Consider the following 16,036-nt stretch of genomic DNA (forward strand, 5'->3'; position numbering starts at 1 on the left):
CGTCACCGGCGCCCGGTGTCCAGGACGTGCGGCAGCCCCCGCCGCCAGCGCTCCCGGTCCTCGCGCTTGAGCACGGCGAACTCCGGCGCCTCGTACCCCCGGAACGTCCGTACCTCGGGCGCCTCCGAGGCGCCGGCGGCGGTCAGCACCCCGGCGGCCGCCCGCCGGCCCGCCTCGTTGGCCGTCTCCATCGAGGTGAAGTCCACATTGGCGTACGTCCGGACGTAGTCCGCGGCGAGGAACAGATTCCCGACGGCGGTCACGGCGTCCGGACGCAGCTCCCAGGAACTCGTGCTGTTGAGGAGGTACGGGTCGTCCTCGCGCAGCCCGTCCGGGCCCTCGGTGATCGCCTCGTCCAGGTACCACGAGTGCAGCAGGGAGTCGTCCAGGACGGACCGGCCGGCCCGGCCGAGGTGGGCGCGCATCTGCGCCCACACCTCCCGGGCGACCTCCTCGCGGGTGCAGTGCCGGGCGGGCCTGCCGTAGAGGATGCCCGGCGTCTCCCAGTCGGAGATGTCCACGGACAGCGACTCCCGTACCTGGCCGTCGCCCCACGTCCGCTCGAACGGCGCGCGCCAGAGCTTCGACTGGCTGATCGACACCAGTTTCCACGGGGAGTCGACGTGCACGATGTGCCCGGCGATGACCGGCGCGGGGCGGCGGAGGAAGTACTGGACGCCGTTGCACCAGGTGTGCCGCAGCCCGTCCATGGCCGCGAGCCGGGGGTCGGCGGCGCGCAGGGCGGCGTTCCACAGCCGTACGGCCCGGTCGGCGGGGACCGCCGCGACGAACCAGTCGGCGTCGATACGGTCCGGCGCGCCCCGGTGGTCGCGGGCGGTCGCGGAGACGACGCGTCCGGCGCGGCACTCCAGCCGCGTAACCGTCCGGCCGAAGGCGAACCGGACGCCCAGGGCGCGCAGATGGGCGACCCAGGGGCCGATCCACTCCTCGCTCGTGGGCCCGGCGAAGATCCGGTCGGCGGGCCCGTCGCTGCCGCGCCCGAGCAGGTCGTAGAAGATGGCCTCCAGGCCCTGGCCGCAGGTGCGGGTGCTGGCGGTCGGGGGCCGCAGGGCCTGGAGCAGCTGCGCCCCGCCGCCGAGCAGCTTTTGATAGTCCTCGGACATGCGGTCCGCCTGGATGTAGTCCCACCAGGCCAGGTGTTCCCACTGGCCGAACCGGCGCTCGTCGCAGCTGGTGAAGAGGGTCACGGCCAGCCGGGCGAAGTGGGCCGCCTCCCACGGCGGCAGCCGCAGCCCCTCCGCGAGCAGCCCGCCGAGTGTGGCGACCAGCAGCGGCGCGCCGGACAGCGAGAGCGAGCCGGGTCTGACGGGGAGGGGGATGTCCGGTCGGTTCCCGGTGCGGGCGAACTCGATCCAGGTCACCGGCGTGAGCCGGCCGAAGACGCTGCCGCCGCCGGGCAGCGGGATCCGCCGGAGGGTGTCCGGGAGGTTGTGGTAGAAGCCGAAGACCCCTCGGTGGCCGTGCTCGCCGGGCAGGTCGCGGCGGCCTCCGGTGCCGCTGTGCGGGACGTACAGGGACCGGGCCTTGCCGCCGGCGACGGCGCGGCGCTCGACCACGGTCACCTCGAAGCCCCGCTCGGCGAGCTCGTGGGCGACCGTCAGCCCGCCGACGCCCGCGCCCAGCACGGCCACCCGGCGGCCGCCGCGCCGCCCGCTCCCGCCGCCGCGCGGGGCGGCGAACGCGGCGGCGGGCCCGGCGAGGCCGGCGGCGCCGGCCCCGGCCGCGCCCGCCGCCCCGTACCGCAGGACGTCACGGCGGGGCGGCCGTCCGCCGCCCGGCCCGGATCCGGTGGCGATCCCGTCAGCTGTCGTCATGTCCCCGTCCCCCTCGACGATCCCCGCACATCCCCCGCACACCGTTCACGACCGGACGCTACGTGTCCGGTACGGGGGCGGGGGAACGAATCGGCGCGGGATCCGTCGATCGGGTAGTCGACGCGGGCCGGAGGTTTCGGGCCGGAGGTTGTGAGGCCGTGACGTCCCGTGAGGTGACGCACGAACAGGGCGTCCGGCCGCCTACTGGCTGTATCGCGCAAATGTTTCGATTCCCCGTGCAACCGTACAAGCGTGCAGATCATCTGTAGAGGTGTCTGTCGCTGCGAGAAAGGGTCATTCACGTGCACGTCGGAACGGGCCGTCGCTCCGTCCTGTGGGCCTCCGCCCTCATGGGCTCCCTCGTCCTCACCGCCTGCTCGGGCTCCGGTTCCGGGGCCGACGCCGGGGCGGAGGCCAAGGTGACCATCACGCCGGGGAGCGGCACGGCCGTCAAACTCGGCTCGCCGATCTCGGTGAAGGCCGACGGCGGGCGGCTCACCGAGGTGGAGGTGAAGGACGCCAAGGGAAACAAGGTCGAGGGCAGGATGTCCGGCGACGGCGCCTCCTGGACCTCGGACGGCAACGCCGGCCCCGGCGCCACCTACACCGTCCACACCAAGGCCAAGGGCGGCAAGAGCGGCAAGGGCAAGGAGTCCACCGCCTCCGCGACCTTCACCACCGAGCAGGCCGAGAAGGTCAACAAGCTCACCAACACCCCCGGCAACGGCACGACCGTCGGCACGGGCATGCCGGTCTCCATCCTCTTCGACCACCCCGTCGACAAGGACAAGCGGGCCGGGATAGAGAAGTCCCTGACCGTCACCACCCAGCCGAAGGTGGAGGGCGCCTGGGGCTGGGTCAAGGACTGGTCCGGCCAGGACCGCATCGACTGGCGGCCCAAGGACTACTGGCCCACCGGCACCAAGGTCTCCGTCAAGGGCAACCTGTCCGGCGTCGACTCCGGCGAGGGAGGCTGGTTCGCGCGGAACTACGACTTCGGCTTCTCCATAGGCGCCGACCGCAAGGCCGTCATCGACGTCCCCGCCCACAAGCTGACGATGATCGAGGACGGCAAGGAGGTCGGCCACATCATGGGCTCCGCCGGCTCCCCGACGGACCCCACCCGCGGCGGCATCCACACCGTGCGCAGCAAGAACGCCGCCGAGACCATGGACTCCGCCACCATCGGCTACGGCAACCAGTGGATGCTGGACTCCAAGTGGGTCACCCACCTGACCGCCTCCGGCACCTTCCTCCACTCCGCGCCCTGGAACAACTCCATCGGCGTGGAGAACAACAGCCACGGCTGCTTCGGCATGACCACGAGCGACGCCAAGAAGATCTACGACTTCCTGCTGATCGGCTCCACCGTCGAGGTCAAGAACACCGACAGCACCAAGATCACGGACGTCGGCAACGGCCTCGAGGTCTGGCAGGAGACCTGGGACCAGTGGAAGAAGCGCAGCGCCCTCAAGTGACGCGACCGCCGGGTACCGTGCGGAGCAGCCGCACCATGGAGGAGAAGTGGGAGGAGAAGTGAAGGCCGTGCCCGCACCTGACGACGCTCCCGTCGACGCCCCCGTGATCCGGAGCGACGAGCCCGGCTCGTTCGCGTGGGAGGTGTGGGCCAAGCGCCACCCCGCCCTCGTCCAGCGGCTGCGCGACGCCTCTCCTTACGGGCCGGACGGGCACCGGGCCCTCGACGCCCTGCTGGCCGAGCTCGCCGACGGCGTGATCGAGCCGCTGCCCGCCGGCGCCCACGACCACGAGCGGTGGCGGGCCTGGGACCGGGGCCACCTCGGCACCTCGTGGTTCGCCGCGCCGTTCCTGTGGGCCGAGAGCTACTTCTACCGCAGGCTCCTCGACGCCGTCGGCTACTTCGCCCCCGGCCCGTGGCAGGGCGTGGACCCCTTCGCCCCGTTCAAGCACGCGGAACTCGCCGGCCCGGCGGTCGACGACGCGCTGGCCGTCCTCGACCGGCTGGAGGAGGCGGACCCCGCCGCCCGGGGCGCGGCCCTGCTGCGGGCCGCGCTCTGGGGCAACCGGGCCGACCTGGGCTTCCGCATCACCGCCGGCGACGTGGGCGCCGGCGGCGCGGACCCGGCCCTCGTCGCGGACGACAGCGCCCTGCTGTGGTCCCTGCTGCCCGAGGGCCGCCCGGCCGAGGTCCACCTCGTCGCGGACAACGCCGGCCCGGAGCTCATCCCCGACCTGGTCCTCCTCGACCACCTCCTGCGGAGCGGCCGGGCCCGCCGCGCCGTCCTCCACGTCAAGCCGCACCCCTACTACGTCTCCGACGCCACCATGGCCGACGTCGCCGACGCCCTGCGCCGGCTGCGCCGGGCACCGGGCAGGAGCGCCGCGGAGACGGGCGACCGGCTGTGGCGGGCGATGGCCGGCGGGGAACTCGAGGTCCGCGCCCACCCGTTCTTCTGCGCCCCGCTGCCGTACGCCGAGATGCCCGGCGACCTGCGCGCCGAGTTCGCGGCGGCGACGGTGACCGTCATGAAGGGCGACCTGAACTACCGGCGGCTCGTCGACGACCGGCACTGGCCGGCCACCACGCCCTTCACCGAGCGGACGGCCCACTTCCCGGGGCCCGTCGCCGCCCTGCGCACCCTCAAGTCCGATGTGATCACGGGCCTCGACGAGGCGACGGTGACCACGCTGGAGAGCGGCGGGCTGCCCTGGCGTACCAGCGGCACCCACGCCCTCGTCCAGGTCGACGCCAGGGGCGGCCGGGACGGCTGACCGGCGCCACCGCACGCGAAAGGGCGCCACCCTCCGGGGTGGCGCCCTTCGTTCGGCCTCGCTCAGCCGGCGGCCAGCAGTGGACGGAGCTTGCCGCGCCGGGCGCGCTCCACCCAGGGCGCCGCCCGGCCGGAGGCCGCCGCCAGGGGCAGGGCGACCAGCACGCCCACCACCGCGCCGGCGGCGACGTCGTGCGGATAGTGGGCGCCGACCCAGATCCGGGAGAAGCCCATCGCCACGGCCGCCAGGAAGGCGAGCGCCCCCAGCCTCCGGTCCAGCAGCCACAGCGCCGTGGCGGCGGAGAAGGCGATGACCGTGTGGTTGCTGGGGAAGGCCCAGTCGGACGGCGCCGGGCAGGACTCCAGCGTGAAGCTGTGGGGGATCGACCGGCAGGGCCGCACCTCGCGCACCACCGACTTCAGCACCATGTCCACGCCGTAGACGAGGACGACCACCAGTGGCACGGCCAGGGCGCGGGCCATCGTCGCGGCGTCCGCGCGCCGCGCCCGCCACCACACCACCAGCATCAGCAGCGCGAACAGGGCGAGGCCGTAGGAGGACCACGCGGACATGACGTCGTTGAGCAGGGGCGAGGAGTGCCGCGCCAGCTGGGTGACGTCCGTGTACCAGCCGCCGTCGACCGTGGAACCGTCGAAGGCGAGCGAGGGGCCCGTCGGCGCGGCCGCGGCCGGGACGGGGGCGGCCGGAAGGGCGGAGGGTGGTGCGAGCATGGGGCGCGGGGCCTCCCATAATCGGGGACGGACGGACGTGCCCCACGGGCACGCCACCGTCTACATTCCGATAGACGGTCTACATGACGGTAGACGATCGCGAGGAGAGGAAGGTTCCGGTGACCGAGGACATACGCCGACAGGCCGGCGAGCTGGAAGCGGCCGTACTGGTCGTCCTCTGGGCGGCCGACCGCCCGCTCACCCCGCCGGAGGTCCAGGCCGCGCTCACCGAACCCCTCGCGCGCACCACCGTCGCCACCACCCTGGCCCGGCTCCACGCCAAGGGCACCCTCGACCGGGTCCGCGCCGGGCGCGCCTACGCCTACAGCCCGGCCGTCGAGGACCGCGCCGCCCTCGCCGCCCAGCGCATGCACACCGAGCTGGACAAGGGCGACGACCGGCAGGGCGTCCTCGCCCGCTTCGTCTCCCGTCTCACCTCGGCCGACGAGGTCGTGCTGAGGGAGCTGCTGGAGCAGGCCGCCGAACCGGGGGAGCGATCGTGACCTGGGCCGTCTGGGCGCCGCTGATCATCCCGTTCCTCGCCGTGCCGGCCGCCCGCCGGCTGGCCGCCGCCCTGCCGCCGCGCCCGGCCGCGCTGCTCCTCGTGGCCGCCGCCGTCACCCTCGCCTGCCTGTCCGGGGCGGCCCTTGCGCTGCTGGCGGGCGCCGCGGTGCTGCGGCTGCCCGTGGTGGCGTCGCTCGGCCATCTGTCCGTGCCGCTGCTGGAGCGCGTCGCGCCGGCGGCCGTGCCCGTCGGTGTCGTGGCGGCGGTGGCCGCCGGGGCGGTGGCCGTCGCCGTCGCCCGGGTGCTGCACGGCCACCGTGCCGCGCGGGCCCGGGTCTCCCGGGAGCTCGCCGGGCACTCCCGCGCGGGCGACCTCACCGTGCTGCCCGACGAGGGCGCCGACGCCTACGCCCTGCCCGGCCGGCCGGGCGGCGTCGTGGTCACCGCCGGCATGCTGCGCGGCCTCGACGCGGACGAGCGCGCGGTGCTGCTGGCGCACGAACGGGCCCATCTGACGGGCCGGCACCACCTTCTGCTGCTGCTCGCGCGGCTCGCCGCCTGCGCGCACCCCGCGCTGCGCGGCCTGCGCGAGCCGCTGGCGTTCCAGGTGGAGCGGTGGGCCGACGAGGCGGCCGCCGTCGCGGTCGGCGACCGCAGGCTGGCGGCCCGGGCCGTGGCGCGGGCGGCGCTGGTCGCCTCGGCCGCGCCCGCCGGACGGGTCCGCCCGGCCGGGGCGCTGCCGGCGGCGGCGGGGCCGGTGCCCCGCCGGGTGGCGGCGCTGCTCTCCGCGCCGCCGGTGGCGCGGGGCGCCTTCGCCCGGGCGCGGAGCGTGTCGGCCGTGCTGCTGGCGTGCCTGCTGGTCTCCGGCGCGGCCGCCGCCGAGGCGACCACCGATCTCCACGAGGACATCGAGACGGCCCAGGCCGGGAGCGCGGCGCCTCCCGGGCCGTAGCCCGGCAGAGCGCGGGAAAAGGGTCGCGCCCCCTGTCCGTCCGGAGTGCGCCGGACGGACAGGGGGCGCGGGTTCACGCGGCGCGGGCCGGGTCAGGCGCGCTTCCACTTCTGGTGGTTGCCGCCGTTGCAGTACCAGAGGCCGACCGGGGAGCCGTTCTCGGTCGCCTCGTGGCTGACGTCCACGCAGAGGTTGGACGGGACGCCGGAGATGCTGCCGTCGTCGTTGAGGTTCCACTTCTGGTTGCTGCCGCCGTTGCAGGACCAGATGATCAGCGGGGTGCCGCCCTCCGTGCCGCCGCCGGCCGCGTCGAGGCACATGTCACCGAAGACGCGCAGCTCCTTGTCGGCGGTGTAGGTCCACTTCTGGTTGTTGCCGCCCCAGCAGTCCCACACCATCGGAGTGGTGGTGCCCTTGTCGTTGGGCACGTCCAGGCAGCGGCCCGAGGCGACGCCCACCACGTTGGTGTTGCTCTTGACGGTGGTGCGGATCCAGTCGCCGAGGTCGTCGGTGCGGGTGGCGACCGCGCCGGTGCGGGTCTCGCCCGTGGCGGCGCCGAGGCAACCGCCCTGCCAGGAGGCGACGTTGACGCCGACCAGCTCGGCCTTGCCGTCCTTCTCGCGCAGCAGCGGGGCGCCGGTGTCGCCCTTGCACAGCGAGTCGTCGAGGCTCTTGCCGGTGATGTTCACGGTGGTGGCGGCGAGGCCGTCCACGGTGGCCTGGGCGGTGTGCGCCTTGTTGGGCACCCACTCGGTCTTCGTCCGGCCGTAGCCGACGGCCTTGAGGACCTCGCCCTTGGCGGGCGCGATGGCGGCCAGGGCCACGGGGGAGACGCCGGCGGCCGGCTGGGCCAGCCGGGCGAGGACCAGGTCGCGGCCGGCCTGGGGCACCAGCTCCACGACCTCGGTGACGAGGCCGGTGGAGGTGCCGAGGTCGGCGCGGCCGACGGTGGCGGTCGTCTTGCGGGACGGCCTGCCGTGCGCCAGGGAGGTGGCCTGCTGGGCGGTGTCGGTGAAGCAGCTCGCCGCGGTGACGACCCACTGCGCGTCGACCAGCGCGGCCGAACAGGACCGCTTGCCCTCGCCGATGTCGAGCTTGGCGGTGTAGGCGTAGGCGCCGTCCTTGGCCTCGGGGCCCGTGACCGCGCCCGCCGGAGCGGCGGCGAACAGTCCCGCCGCCATCGTGGCGGTGGCGAGACCGGCCGACCACACCGAGCGTGAACTTCTGCCAGACATATGTCTTCCTTAACGCTTTGCGAAAAAAGCTGGATAAAAACGGTGTCAAAAACGTGTCAAAAATGTGCGGGCATACACCGATACAGACCCCGATGTGGGCTCAAAGTAGCGCCTCTGGCTGGAATTTGACATTCCGTTGATCGGAACCGGTGGGCGACCGGTGTGTGAAGTGACCCGGTGGGGTAGGAGTTGGCCATGGGGAGATCACTGAGGGGTTCCTTACGTGCCGTCGTCGCCCTGGCCCTCGCCTGCGCCGGAGCCCTGGCGGTCGCGCCGCCGGCCCCGGCGGCGCCGCCCGGCGCGGCGACCGCCGCGAGCGGCTGCGCCATGGACGGCGGAGCGCGCGGCGTGGCCGGAGGCGCCGCGGGCGACGCCGTCTCCGTGACCCGGTCCGACGGCCGCGTCGACCAGTTCCAGGTGTTCTACGACCCCACCGCCACCCAGGGCCTGCCCTTCGTCTGGCACCGCGCGCAGCGGGAGCCCGGCGGCGCCTACGAGACCTGGGAGCGCGTCAGCGCCGGCACCGTCGGCCCCAAGGCCTCCTTCGTCACCGCCACCGAGAACGCCGCCGGTGGCCTGGAGCTGTTCTGGCTCGACCACGGCGGCTTCTGCCACTCCGTCCAGGGCCCGGACGGCGGCGCCTGGTCCGCCCCCGAGGGCTTCGGCCTGGCCCCCTTCCCGTACCACGGCTTCCTCTCGCTCTTCACCCGCTCCGACGGCACCCTCGTCGCCATGGCCTCCTCCCGCACGACGGGCCGCGCCATGGAGTCCCGTGCCCAGTCGCCCGACGACGGCGTCTGGCAGCCGCCCGCCCCCATGGGCGCCGTGCCCGAGACCGGCGTCGGCCTCAGCCAGCCGAGCACCGTCACCGAACTGCCCGACAAACGGCTCAAGGTGACCGCCCGCGAGTGGAACCGCGACCGCTACTGGCAGATCACCGAGAACACGCCCGGCCGCGGAGCCCCCGACTGGCCCGCCCAGTGGCGGCTGTGCGCCACGTCCCGCTGCGACTGACCCCCGCACGCCCGGTATCCGCGGCTCAGAGCGGAGCCCACCGTTCTGCCTGAACTCCTCAGCCGCACTTGAGTACGCGTACTCACGCCGCCACCCCGAAGCCGCCGGAAGCTTGACGGCATGTGCGAGAACAGCAAGACCGTGTGCCGGCCCCGGGGCGGGGCCGGCATCACCGCCACCGGGTCGTACCTGCCCGAACGGACCCTGACCTCCGAGCGGTTGCAGGAGGAGGTGGCCCGCGCCGCCGGGCTCCCGCTGCCCCGGGGGCTCTTCCGGCGGACCACCGGCATCGTCACCCGCCGCGTCGCGGCCGACGGCGAGTACGCCTCGACGCTCGCCCTCGGCGCCGCCCGCCGCGCCCTGGACTCCGCCGGTCTCCACCCGCTCGACATCGACCTGCTGATATACGCCTCCGCGACCCGCGACGTCGCCGAACCCGCCACCGCGCACATCGTCCAGGCCGCCCTCGGCTCCACCGCCCACGCCCTCGACGTCAGCAACGCCTGCAACAGCTTCCTCAACGGCATCGACACGGCCCGCGCGATGATCCTGGCCGGCCGCGCCCGGCGCGCCCTGGTGGTCACCGGCGAGACCCCCAGCCGCGCGATACGCCGTTCCCCCGCCGGCCCCCGGCAGTTCCGAGACGGCTTCGCCGGCTACACCTTCGGGGACGCCGGCGCCGCCGTCGTCGTCGAGCCGGTCGACCGGGGCGGCATCCTCGACGTCGGCACCGAGACCCGCTCCGAGCACTGGGCCGTCGGCGGCATCTTCGGCGGCGGCTCCCGCCACCCGCGCTCGGAGGAGCACACCTACTTCCACGGCGACGGCCGCGAACTGCGCGAGGTGTTCGAGAAGACCGGCACCGCCGTCCTCGACCGCGTACGCCACCGCACCGGCCTGCGCTGGGACGACTACCGCCACGTCCTCGTCCACCAGGTGACCCTGCCCTACCTGGAACGCTTCGTCGAACTCAGCGGCGTCCCCCAGGACAAGCTCGTCCTCACCGTGCCCGAACTCGGCAACATCGCCAGCGCCACCCTCGGCGTCCAGCTCGACCGGATCCACGGCCGACTGGCCCCCGGCGACCGCGTCCTGTTCGTCGGCCTCGGCGGCGGCATCAGCGTCATGACCATGGTCTGGGAGAAGTCGGAGGCGGCCGCGTGACCACCGAACTGTGGGTCGTCGTCCCCGCCCACCAGGAAGAGGCCCGCATCGGCGACACCCTGCGCGCCCTCGCCGCCCAGCACGACCGCGACTTCACCCTCGTCGTCGTCGACAACGCCTCCACCGACGCCACCGGCCGGATCGCCCGGGACTTCGCCGCCCGCGCCCCCTTCCCCGTCCACGTCCTGGACGAGCCCGAGAAGGGCGTCGGCAGCGCCGTCGACACCGCCTTCCGCCACGCCATCGACCACGGCGCCGCCTACCTCGCCCGCACCGACGCCGACTGCCTGCCCCGGCCCGGCTGGACCGCCGCCGCCCGCGCCGCCCTCACCCGGCGGCCCGGCCCACGGCTGGTCTGCGGCCGCGTCGACGCCCGCCACGACGAACACGGGCCGCTCGGCCGCGCCGCCTTCCGGACCGCCGTCGCCCTCGCCGCCGCCTTCGGCCGGCTGCGCCCCGCCCACGCCCGCCGGCACGGCTACCTCGCCCCCTACCGGATGCACGCCGGCAACAACATGGCCATCACCGCCGGGCTGTACCTCACCGTCGGCGGCATGCCCCGCCGCCCCTCACCCACCGACCGGGCCTTCCTCAACCGCGTCCGCCGCCACACCACGGCCATCACCCACGCCGAGGACATGGTCGTGGAGAACTCCACCCGGCGCCTGCGCGCCTACGGCCTCCTCGCCACCGCCCGCTGGTACCTCGACAAGGGCTGCGGCCACCTGGGGGAGGACCCGCGCTGATGCTCGACCGCCTCGACCACACCCTGCGCCGCAGCCCCCACCACCCCGCCGTCCTCACCACCACCCGCACCGGGGCCGTCCGCGTCCGCGCCACCCGGGGCGAGCTCGCCGAGCTCGCCGACGCCTACGCCGCCGCCCTGCGCGCCCGGGGCCTCACCGCGGGCGATACCATCGGCGTCGCCGTACGCCCCGGCCCCCGCGCCCTCGCCGTCCTCCTCGCCGCCGACCGGCTGGGCCTGCGCGCCGCCGTCCTCGACCCCGGCGCGGGCCCCGACGTGCTACGCGCCCGCCTCGCCCTGGCCCGGCCCGCCCTCGTCCTCGCCGACGCCACCGCCCAGGCCGCCGCCGGCTGGGCCCGGCCCCTGGCCCGCCGCGCCCGCCTCGCCCTGCCCGACCTCGCCGCGCTCGGCCCCGTCGCCACCCTCGGCCCCCGCCTCCCCGGCTGCGCCGCGCCCCTGGACCTCACGGCCCCACGCACCGCCCTGCCCGCGCGGCCGGACGGCGACGGCGACGCCGCCATCGTCTTCACCTCCGGCACGACCGCCCGCCCGCGCGCCGTCGTCCACACCCGCTCGTCCCTCGCGGCGGGCATGCGCGCCGTCACCGAACTCGTCGCGCCCCGCGCCGGACGGGCCGTGCTCGGCGGCACCTTCTTCGTCCTCGTACCGTCCCTGGCCCAGGGCGCCCCCGTCGCCCTCCCCGCGCGCCCGCCCCGCGTCCTCGCCCGCCAACTCGCCCGGCTCCGCCCCCAGTCCACCTACCTGACGCCGCCCCAACTGCGGGCGGCGCTCGGCGCCGGCGCCCGTTTCACCGGCGGCGTCTGGACGGGCTCGGCGCCCGCGAGCGCCGAACTGCTCACACGCGTCAAGCGCGCCGGGGCGGCCGAGGCGTGGGGCGTCTACGCGCTGACGGAACTCTTCCCGGCCGCCGCCGTGGAACAGGCCGAGAAGGCCGCGTTCACGGGCGACGGGGACCTCGTGGGCACCCCGCTGCCGGGCGTCGAGGCCCGCCGCCATCCCGACGGCGAACTGCTCCTGACCGGGCCCGCCGCCCGCCACCGCTACCTCGGCGAGGACCCCGACCCGTGGGTGCGCACCGGCGACCGGGCGCGTCTCGACGCGGGCGGCCGGATCGTTCTCGAAGGCCGCCGCAAGGACATGGTCCTGCGCGGCGCCGAGAACATCTACCCCGGCCTGTACGAACCGGCCCTGCACATTCCCGGCGTCGAACTCGCCCTGCTCGTGGGCGTCCCCGCGCCGGACGGCGACGAACGACTCGCCGCCCTCGTCCAGCCCGCCCCCGGCACCGATCCCCGCGCCCTGCGCGAGGCACTCGCGGCGCCCCTCGCCCGCATGGGCACGGCCCGCCCCGACGCCGTCCTCCTCACGACCGTCCCCCTCGCGGGCCGCTCCCGCAAACCGGACCGCGCGGCGGCCGCGAGCAAGGCGGCGGCGATCCTCGCGGGGCGCGGGACGGACCAGGGCCCGAGGGGCGGGGCGCGGTGACGGCCCGTCCGGCCGCCGTGGCCGCCGCGCGCAGGCGCGACCTGCGGGTCTACCGGGCCGGCCACCCGGTCCTGTTCACCCTGCTCGCCGCCGCGCGCCGCAGGCCGGTCCTGCGCGTCGGCCGCACCCTGATCGTCAACGACGCCGACGCCCTGCGGCACGCGCTGACCCGCCTGCCGCTGGACCGGGCCGCCGCCGGGACGACCGGGCAGGCCGCCCGGACCGCCCTGGGCGCCGGCGACGCCCCCACCGGCGGGGTGCTGTTCGACCAGCAGGGCGCGGCACACCGCGCCGCGCGCCGGGCCCTCGCCGACGACCTGTCCACCGCGGGCGTCGCCCGCCTCCGCCCGCTGTGGCAGGCCACCCTCACGCGCGGCCTCGCCCCGCTGGCCGAGGGACGTCCTGTCGACCTCGTGGCGCTCGCCCGGGAGACGGCCGGGGTCACGGCGTGCGCACTGCTGGGCGTGGACGCCGACCCGGTGCGGCTCGCCGACGCCGCCGCCGACGCCGCCGCGGCGGCCGTACGGGAACACCTCCCCACCCTGCCCCGCCCCCGGGCCCGTTCCCGGACCGGCGCCGCGGCACGGCGGCTGAGCGACCTGCTCGCCGAGGGCGCCCACTCCGACGACGCCGCCGCGCGGGCGATGCTCGCCGTCGCCTCCGTCACCACCGTCGTCGCCGCACTGCCCCGCGCCGCCGCCTGGTGCGCGGACGCCGGCTGGTGGGACCTGGCCGCCGACGACACGACGCGCCCCGCCCTGGCCCGGGAACTGCTCCGCGTCACCGCGCCGTCCCCGCTGCTGCCCCGCGTCGCCGCCGGACCGGGCACCCTGGGCGGCCGGCCCGTGCGGGCCGGCGACCGGCTGCTGCTCGTCGCCCGGCACGCCGTCCGCGCCCACACCGACGACCCCGACTGCCACCACCCGGCCGAACCTGCCCTGTCCCGGCTCGTCTTCGGTGCCGGACCGCACGCCTGCCCCGGGGCCCGGCTCGCCACCGCCCAGCTGGAGGACTTCCTGCACGCCCTCGCCCCCCACCGCCCCGTCGTCCTCCGCGCCCGCGCCGACCGGCGGGCCGCGCTGCCCGGCTGGAGATCGCTGGTGGTCGGAGCGTCGACATGAGCCGCTTGCTCCGCATAGCCGTCACCGGGGCAAGCGGCTTCTGCGGCTCCCACATCGCCCTCGCCGCAGCCCGGTTCGCGGACGTGGTGTGCGTGGGACGCCGCCCCGGCCCCGTCGGCCGGCACGTCCCCTGGGACGCCGCGCGCGAGGCGCCCGGCCTCGCGGGCGCCGACGTGATCGTCCACTGCGCGGCCGCCGTCGGCGACCCCGCCCCCGGCTCCCGCGCCGAGGCCATGATGCGCGCCGTCAACGTCGACGGCACCGCCCGTCTGATGGACGCGGCCGCCGGGCGACCCGTCGTCTGGATCAGCAGCGCCAGCGTCTACGACCCCCGCGCCGACCGCTCCCTGGTCCGCGAGGACCACCCGGTCTCCGGCCAGCTCAACGCCTACGGCCGCACCAAGGCCGCCGGCGAACGCCTCGCCCTGGCCGCCGGGGCGGTCGTCCTGCGCCCCCGGGCCGTCTACGGACCGGGCGACCCCAACCTGCTGCCCCGGCTTCGCTCCCGCGTCCGCGCCGGCACGCTCCTGCTGCCCGGCCCGGACGTACCGCTGAGCCTGACGGCGGTGGAGAACCTCGCCGACGCCGCGCTCGCCGCCCCCGGCTGGCCGCCGGGCGCCTACAACATCGCCGACGCCGTCGCCCACCACCGCGACGCGGCACTGCGCCGGGTGCTGCGGGCCCACGGCGTCCGTGCCCGGATCCGCCACCTGCCCCTCGGCCTGGCCCGGTCCGCCGCCCGCGCCGCCGAAGCGGCGGCACGGCTGCGCCCGGGCGCCGAGGCCGGGCTCTCCCGCTACGCCGTGGACCAGCTCGCCCACCCCGTCGTCCTGGACACCGGCAAGGCCCGCGCCCAGGGCTGGCTGCCCCGCCGCGGCCTCGAGGACTACCTGGCGGAGGTGGCCGGTCGGTAATCCGGCCGACTTGCCGCCGCCGTCGTCCGGGGTGTGCCGCATGGGCCCTGGTGGGCGGCTGGCGTGTTTGCCCGCCCCGGCCGGTCGTCGCCCTGGCGACGTACGCGCCCCCTGCGGTAGGCAGCAGGGGCAACCACCCTTGGATGGAGGACCCATGCGTACATCCCACAGAGCCGCCCTCGCCGCGGCCGTGGCCTTCGCCGGACTGTCCGCCGCCATCGTGCCGACGAACAGCGCCGCCGACACCCGCTCCGCCTTCACGGACCAGGCCGTGCGCGCGGGCCTGACGGCGGCTCAGGCGGACGGGTTGCGGCAGCGCGTCGACGCGTACGTCGACGCGACGGGCGGCAGGCGGATCGCGCTCAACAAGATCGCCGTCAAGGGCGGCACCATCCTGGTCACGGTCCCCGGCGAGACGTACGCGCGCGAGCTGAACGGCGTGCTGGACCGCACCGCCGTGGCCGCTTCCTGCCCGTACCTGTACTTCTGCGGCTGGAAGGGCGCCAACCGCTCGGGCGACCAGTGGAACGTCTCCGACTGCGGCGTCCAGCAGGAGATCCCGGACGGCTGGAACAGCGGCGGATCCTGGCAGAACAACCAGTCCAGCGGCACCCGGGCCCGGATGTACAACAAGAACCACGGGCTGATCTACACCACCCCGCCGGCACCCTACGGCCCGGTCAACGGCGACTGGGGCCCCGTCTGGTACGTCCGGGCCTGCTAGGTCGTCCGGGCCTGCTGTGGCCGCCCGGGCCTGTCAGGCCTCGGGCAGCCGCAGGGCGGCCCGCGCGCCGGCCGCGTCCGGATCCCTCCGGTCGAGCCGGCGCCGGGCCGCGGTCAGCGCCGCGTCGATGTCGCGGGTGCCCGTCGACACGCACAGCGTGTAGACGACGTCCTCCCGCCGCCGCAGGGTCGCGGGGTCCTCGTCGCCCGACGCCAGTGCGCGCTCGAGCGCTGTGTACCGCCGGACGAGCTCGTCGAGCAGGGCAGGGTGGGCGAGCAGCATGGATTCTCCTCCGGGCGGATCTGGACGACAGTTCTTCGTGCGTCTGCCCGGACGTCCCGGTCCCATGCCACTCGGCTCCCACCCGGCCGCCGGGGATCAGTGCGCGACGGGGGAGGGCTCCAGGACGAAGACGGGGATCTCACGGGAGGTCTTCGTCTCGTACTCGGCGTAGTCCGGCCACACCTCGACGGCCCGCGCCCACCACGCGGCCCGCTCCTCGCCGGTGACCTGACGAGCCGTCATGTCCTGGAGCAGGGTGCCGTCCCGCAGTTCCACCCGGGGGTCGGCGACAAGGTTGTGGTACCAGACCGGGTGCTTGGGGGAGCCGCCCTTCGAGGCGACGGCGGCGTACGCGCCCTCGTGCTCCACCCGCATCAGCGGCGTCTTGCGGAGCTTGCCGCTCTTCGCTCCCCGGGTGGTCAGGAGGATGACCGGCACGCCCTGCAGGGTGGTCCCCTCGGTGCCCCCGGAGCGCTCGATCAGTTCGACCTGGTCCCGCACCCACTTGGCCGGGCTCGGCTCGTACTCGCCTTTGAGTGGCATGTCATCCGTCCCCTC

General features: G+C 75.5%; 16 protein-coding genes. 11 read left to right on the forward strand and 5 right to left on the reverse strand.

Going from position 1 to position 16,036, the window contains the following annotated elements; all coding sequences use genetic code 11:
- Nucleotides 1-2: 2 nt before the first annotated feature.
- Nucleotides 3-1,835, reverse strand: coding sequence for a hydroxysqualene dehydroxylase (locus tag EKH77_RS30030; RefSeq protein WP_126917377.1), 1,833 nt, complete (start codon nt 1,833-1,835; stop codon nt 3-5).
- A gap of 302 nt (nt 1,836-2,137) precedes the next feature.
- On the opposite strand from EKH77_RS30030, the gene EKH77_RS30035 reads away from it, so the two are divergent.
- Both EKH77_RS30035 and EKH77_RS30040 read left to right on the forward strand, forming a co-directional pair.
- Entirely contained in the window at nt 2,138-3,313 is a 1,176-nt protein-coding gene (locus tag EKH77_RS30035) for a L,D-transpeptidase (RefSeq protein ID WP_240667608.1), read from the forward strand.
- A gap of 67 nt (nt 3,314-3,380) precedes the next feature.
- Nucleotides 3,381-4,586, forward strand: coding sequence for a damage-control phosphatase ARMT1 family protein (locus EKH77_RS30040; protein ID WP_240667609.1), 1,206 nt, complete (start codon nt 3,381-3,383; stop codon nt 4,584-4,586).
- Nucleotides 4,587-4,648: 62 nt separating this feature from the next.
- Here the strand turns inward: EKH77_RS30040 and EKH77_RS30045 are convergent, their stop codons facing one another.
- Nucleotides 4,649-5,317, reverse strand: a complete 669-nt coding sequence (locus EKH77_RS30045; RefSeq protein ID WP_126917379.1) for a phosphatase PAP2 family protein — start codon at nt 5,315-5,317, stop codon at nt 4,649-4,651.
- Nucleotides 5,318-5,436: 119 nt separating this feature from the next.
- Here EKH77_RS30045 and EKH77_RS30050 point away from each other — a divergent pair, with 119 nt between their 5' ends.
- Nucleotides 5,437-5,820: a BlaI/MecI/CopY family transcriptional regulator gene (locus EKH77_RS30050; protein ID WP_126917380.1), complete on the forward strand. Its 384-nt coding sequence runs from the start codon at nt 5,437-5,439 to the stop codon at nt 5,818-5,820.
- On the forward strand, nt 5,817-6,773 hold the full coding sequence (locus EKH77_RS30055) for a M48 family metalloprotease (RefSeq protein WP_126917381.1): 957 nt from the start codon (nt 5,817-5,819) through the stop codon (nt 6,771-6,773). The genes EKH77_RS30050 and EKH77_RS30055 overlap by 4 nt, the downstream gene beginning before the upstream one ends.
- A 92-nt stretch (nt 6,774-6,865) precedes the next feature.
- Here EKH77_RS30055 and EKH77_RS30060 read toward each other — a convergent pair whose 3' ends face one another.
- The gene (locus EKH77_RS30060; protein ID WP_126917382.1) at nt 6,866-8,008 is read right to left on the reverse strand and encodes a ricin-type beta-trefoil lectin domain protein; all 1,143 of its coding nucleotides are present in this window, start codon (nt 8,006-8,008) and stop codon (nt 6,866-6,868) included.
- Nucleotides 8,009-8,203: 195 nt separating this feature from the next.
- On the opposite strand from EKH77_RS30060, the gene EKH77_RS30065 reads away from it, so the two are divergent.
- From EKH77_RS30065 to EKH77_RS30095, 7 genes are all read left to right on the forward strand, one after another.
- Nucleotides 8,204-9,022, forward strand: coding sequence for a hypothetical protein (locus EKH77_RS30065; protein WP_126917383.1), 819 nt, complete (start codon nt 8,204-8,206; stop codon nt 9,020-9,022).
- A gap of 120 nt (nt 9,023-9,142) precedes the next feature.
- Complete coding sequence (locus EKH77_RS30070) at nt 9,143-10,186, forward strand: 3-oxoacyl-ACP synthase III family protein (protein WP_126917384.1); 1,044 nt, start codon at nt 9,143-9,145, stop codon at nt 10,184-10,186.
- A complete protein-coding gene (locus EKH77_RS30075) occupies nt 10,183-10,932 on the forward strand; it encodes a glycosyltransferase family A protein (protein WP_240667610.1) in 750 nt (249 codons plus the stop codon). The genes EKH77_RS30070 and EKH77_RS30075 overlap by 4 nt, the downstream gene beginning before the upstream one ends.
- Nucleotides 10,932-12,437 (forward strand): class I adenylate-forming enzyme family protein, encoded by a 1,506-nt coding sequence (locus tag EKH77_RS30080; RefSeq protein WP_126917385.1) that lies wholly within the window; start codon nt 10,932-10,934, stop codon nt 12,435-12,437. Before EKH77_RS30075 ends, EKH77_RS30080 begins: the two co-directional genes overlap by 1 nt.
- The gene (locus EKH77_RS34455) at nt 12,434-13,558 is read left to right on the forward strand and encodes a cytochrome P450 (protein WP_206279955.1); all 1,125 of its coding nucleotides are present in this window, start codon (nt 12,434-12,436) and stop codon (nt 13,556-13,558) included. Before EKH77_RS30080 ends, EKH77_RS34455 begins: the two co-directional genes overlap by 4 nt.
- On the forward strand, nt 13,555-14,472 hold the full coding sequence (locus EKH77_RS34460) for an NAD-dependent epimerase/dehydratase family protein (RefSeq protein WP_126917386.1): 918 nt from the start codon (nt 13,555-13,557) through the stop codon (nt 14,470-14,472). The genes EKH77_RS34455 and EKH77_RS34460 overlap by 4 nt, the downstream gene beginning before the upstream one ends.
- A gap of 154 nt (nt 14,473-14,626) precedes the next feature.
- Entirely contained in the window at nt 14,627-15,196 is a 570-nt protein-coding gene (locus EKH77_RS30095; protein ID WP_126917387.1) for a hypothetical protein, read from the forward strand.
- Between the two features lie 33 nt (nt 15,197-15,229).
- Here the strand turns inward: EKH77_RS30095 and EKH77_RS30100 are convergent, their stop codons facing one another.
- Complete coding sequence (locus EKH77_RS30100) at nt 15,230-15,478, reverse strand: DUF5133 domain-containing protein (RefSeq protein ID WP_126917388.1); 249 nt, start codon at nt 15,476-15,478, stop codon at nt 15,230-15,232.
- Nucleotides 15,479-15,574: 96 nt separating this feature from the next.
- The gene (locus EKH77_RS30105) at nt 15,575-16,021 is read right to left on the reverse strand and encodes a nitroreductase family deazaflavin-dependent oxidoreductase (protein WP_126917389.1); all 447 of its coding nucleotides are present in this window, start codon (nt 16,019-16,021) and stop codon (nt 15,575-15,577) included.
- Nucleotides 16,022-16,036 lie beyond the last annotated feature (15 nt).

Source organism: Streptomyces luteoverticillatus, assembly GCF_003970715.1.
In the GTDB taxonomy this organism is placed as follows: domain Bacteria; phylum Actinomycetota; class Actinomycetes; order Streptomycetales; family Streptomycetaceae; genus Streptomyces; species Streptomyces abikoensis.

What these genes read in the sequence shown, in the direction of transcription:
- EKH77_RS30080 (WP_126917385.1), top strand. Translation starts at nt 10,932, where the DNA reads ATGCTCGACCGCCTCGACCACACCCTGCGCCGCAGCCCCCACCACCCC.
- EKH77_RS30045 (WP_126917379.1), bottom strand. Translation starts at nt 5,317, where the DNA reads ATGCTCGCACCACCCTCCGCCCTTCCGGCCGCCCCCGTCCCGGCCGCG.
- EKH77_RS30065 (WP_126917383.1), top strand. Translation starts at nt 8,204, where the DNA reads ATGGGGAGATCACTGAGGGGTTCCTTACGTGCCGTCGTCGCCCTGGCC.
- EKH77_RS30095 (WP_126917387.1), top strand. Translation starts at nt 14,627, where the DNA reads ATGCGTACATCCCACAGAGCCGCCCTCGCCGCGGCCGTGGCCTTCGCC.
- EKH77_RS34460 (WP_126917386.1), top strand. Translation starts at nt 13,555, where the DNA reads ATGAGCCGCTTGCTCCGCATAGCCGTCACCGGGGCAAGCGGCTTCTGC.
- EKH77_RS30070 (WP_126917384.1), top strand. Translation starts at nt 9,143, where the DNA reads ATGTGCGAGAACAGCAAGACCGTGTGCCGGCCCCGGGGCGGGGCCGGC.
- EKH77_RS30030 (WP_126917377.1), bottom strand. Translation starts at nt 1,835, where the DNA reads ATGACGACAGCTGACGGGATCGCCACCGGATCCGGGCCGGGCGGCGGA.
- EKH77_RS30060 (WP_126917382.1), bottom strand. Translation starts at nt 8,008, where the DNA reads ATGTCTGGCAGAAGTTCACGCTCGGTGTGGTCGGCCGGTCTCGCCACC.
- EKH77_RS30100 (WP_126917388.1), bottom strand. Translation starts at nt 15,478, where the DNA reads ATGCTGCTCGCCCACCCTGCCCTGCTCGACGAGCTCGTCCGGCGGTAC.
- EKH77_RS30105 (WP_126917389.1), bottom strand. Translation starts at nt 16,021, where the DNA reads ATGCCACTCAAAGGCGAGTACGAGCCGAGCCCGGCCAAGTGGGTGCGG.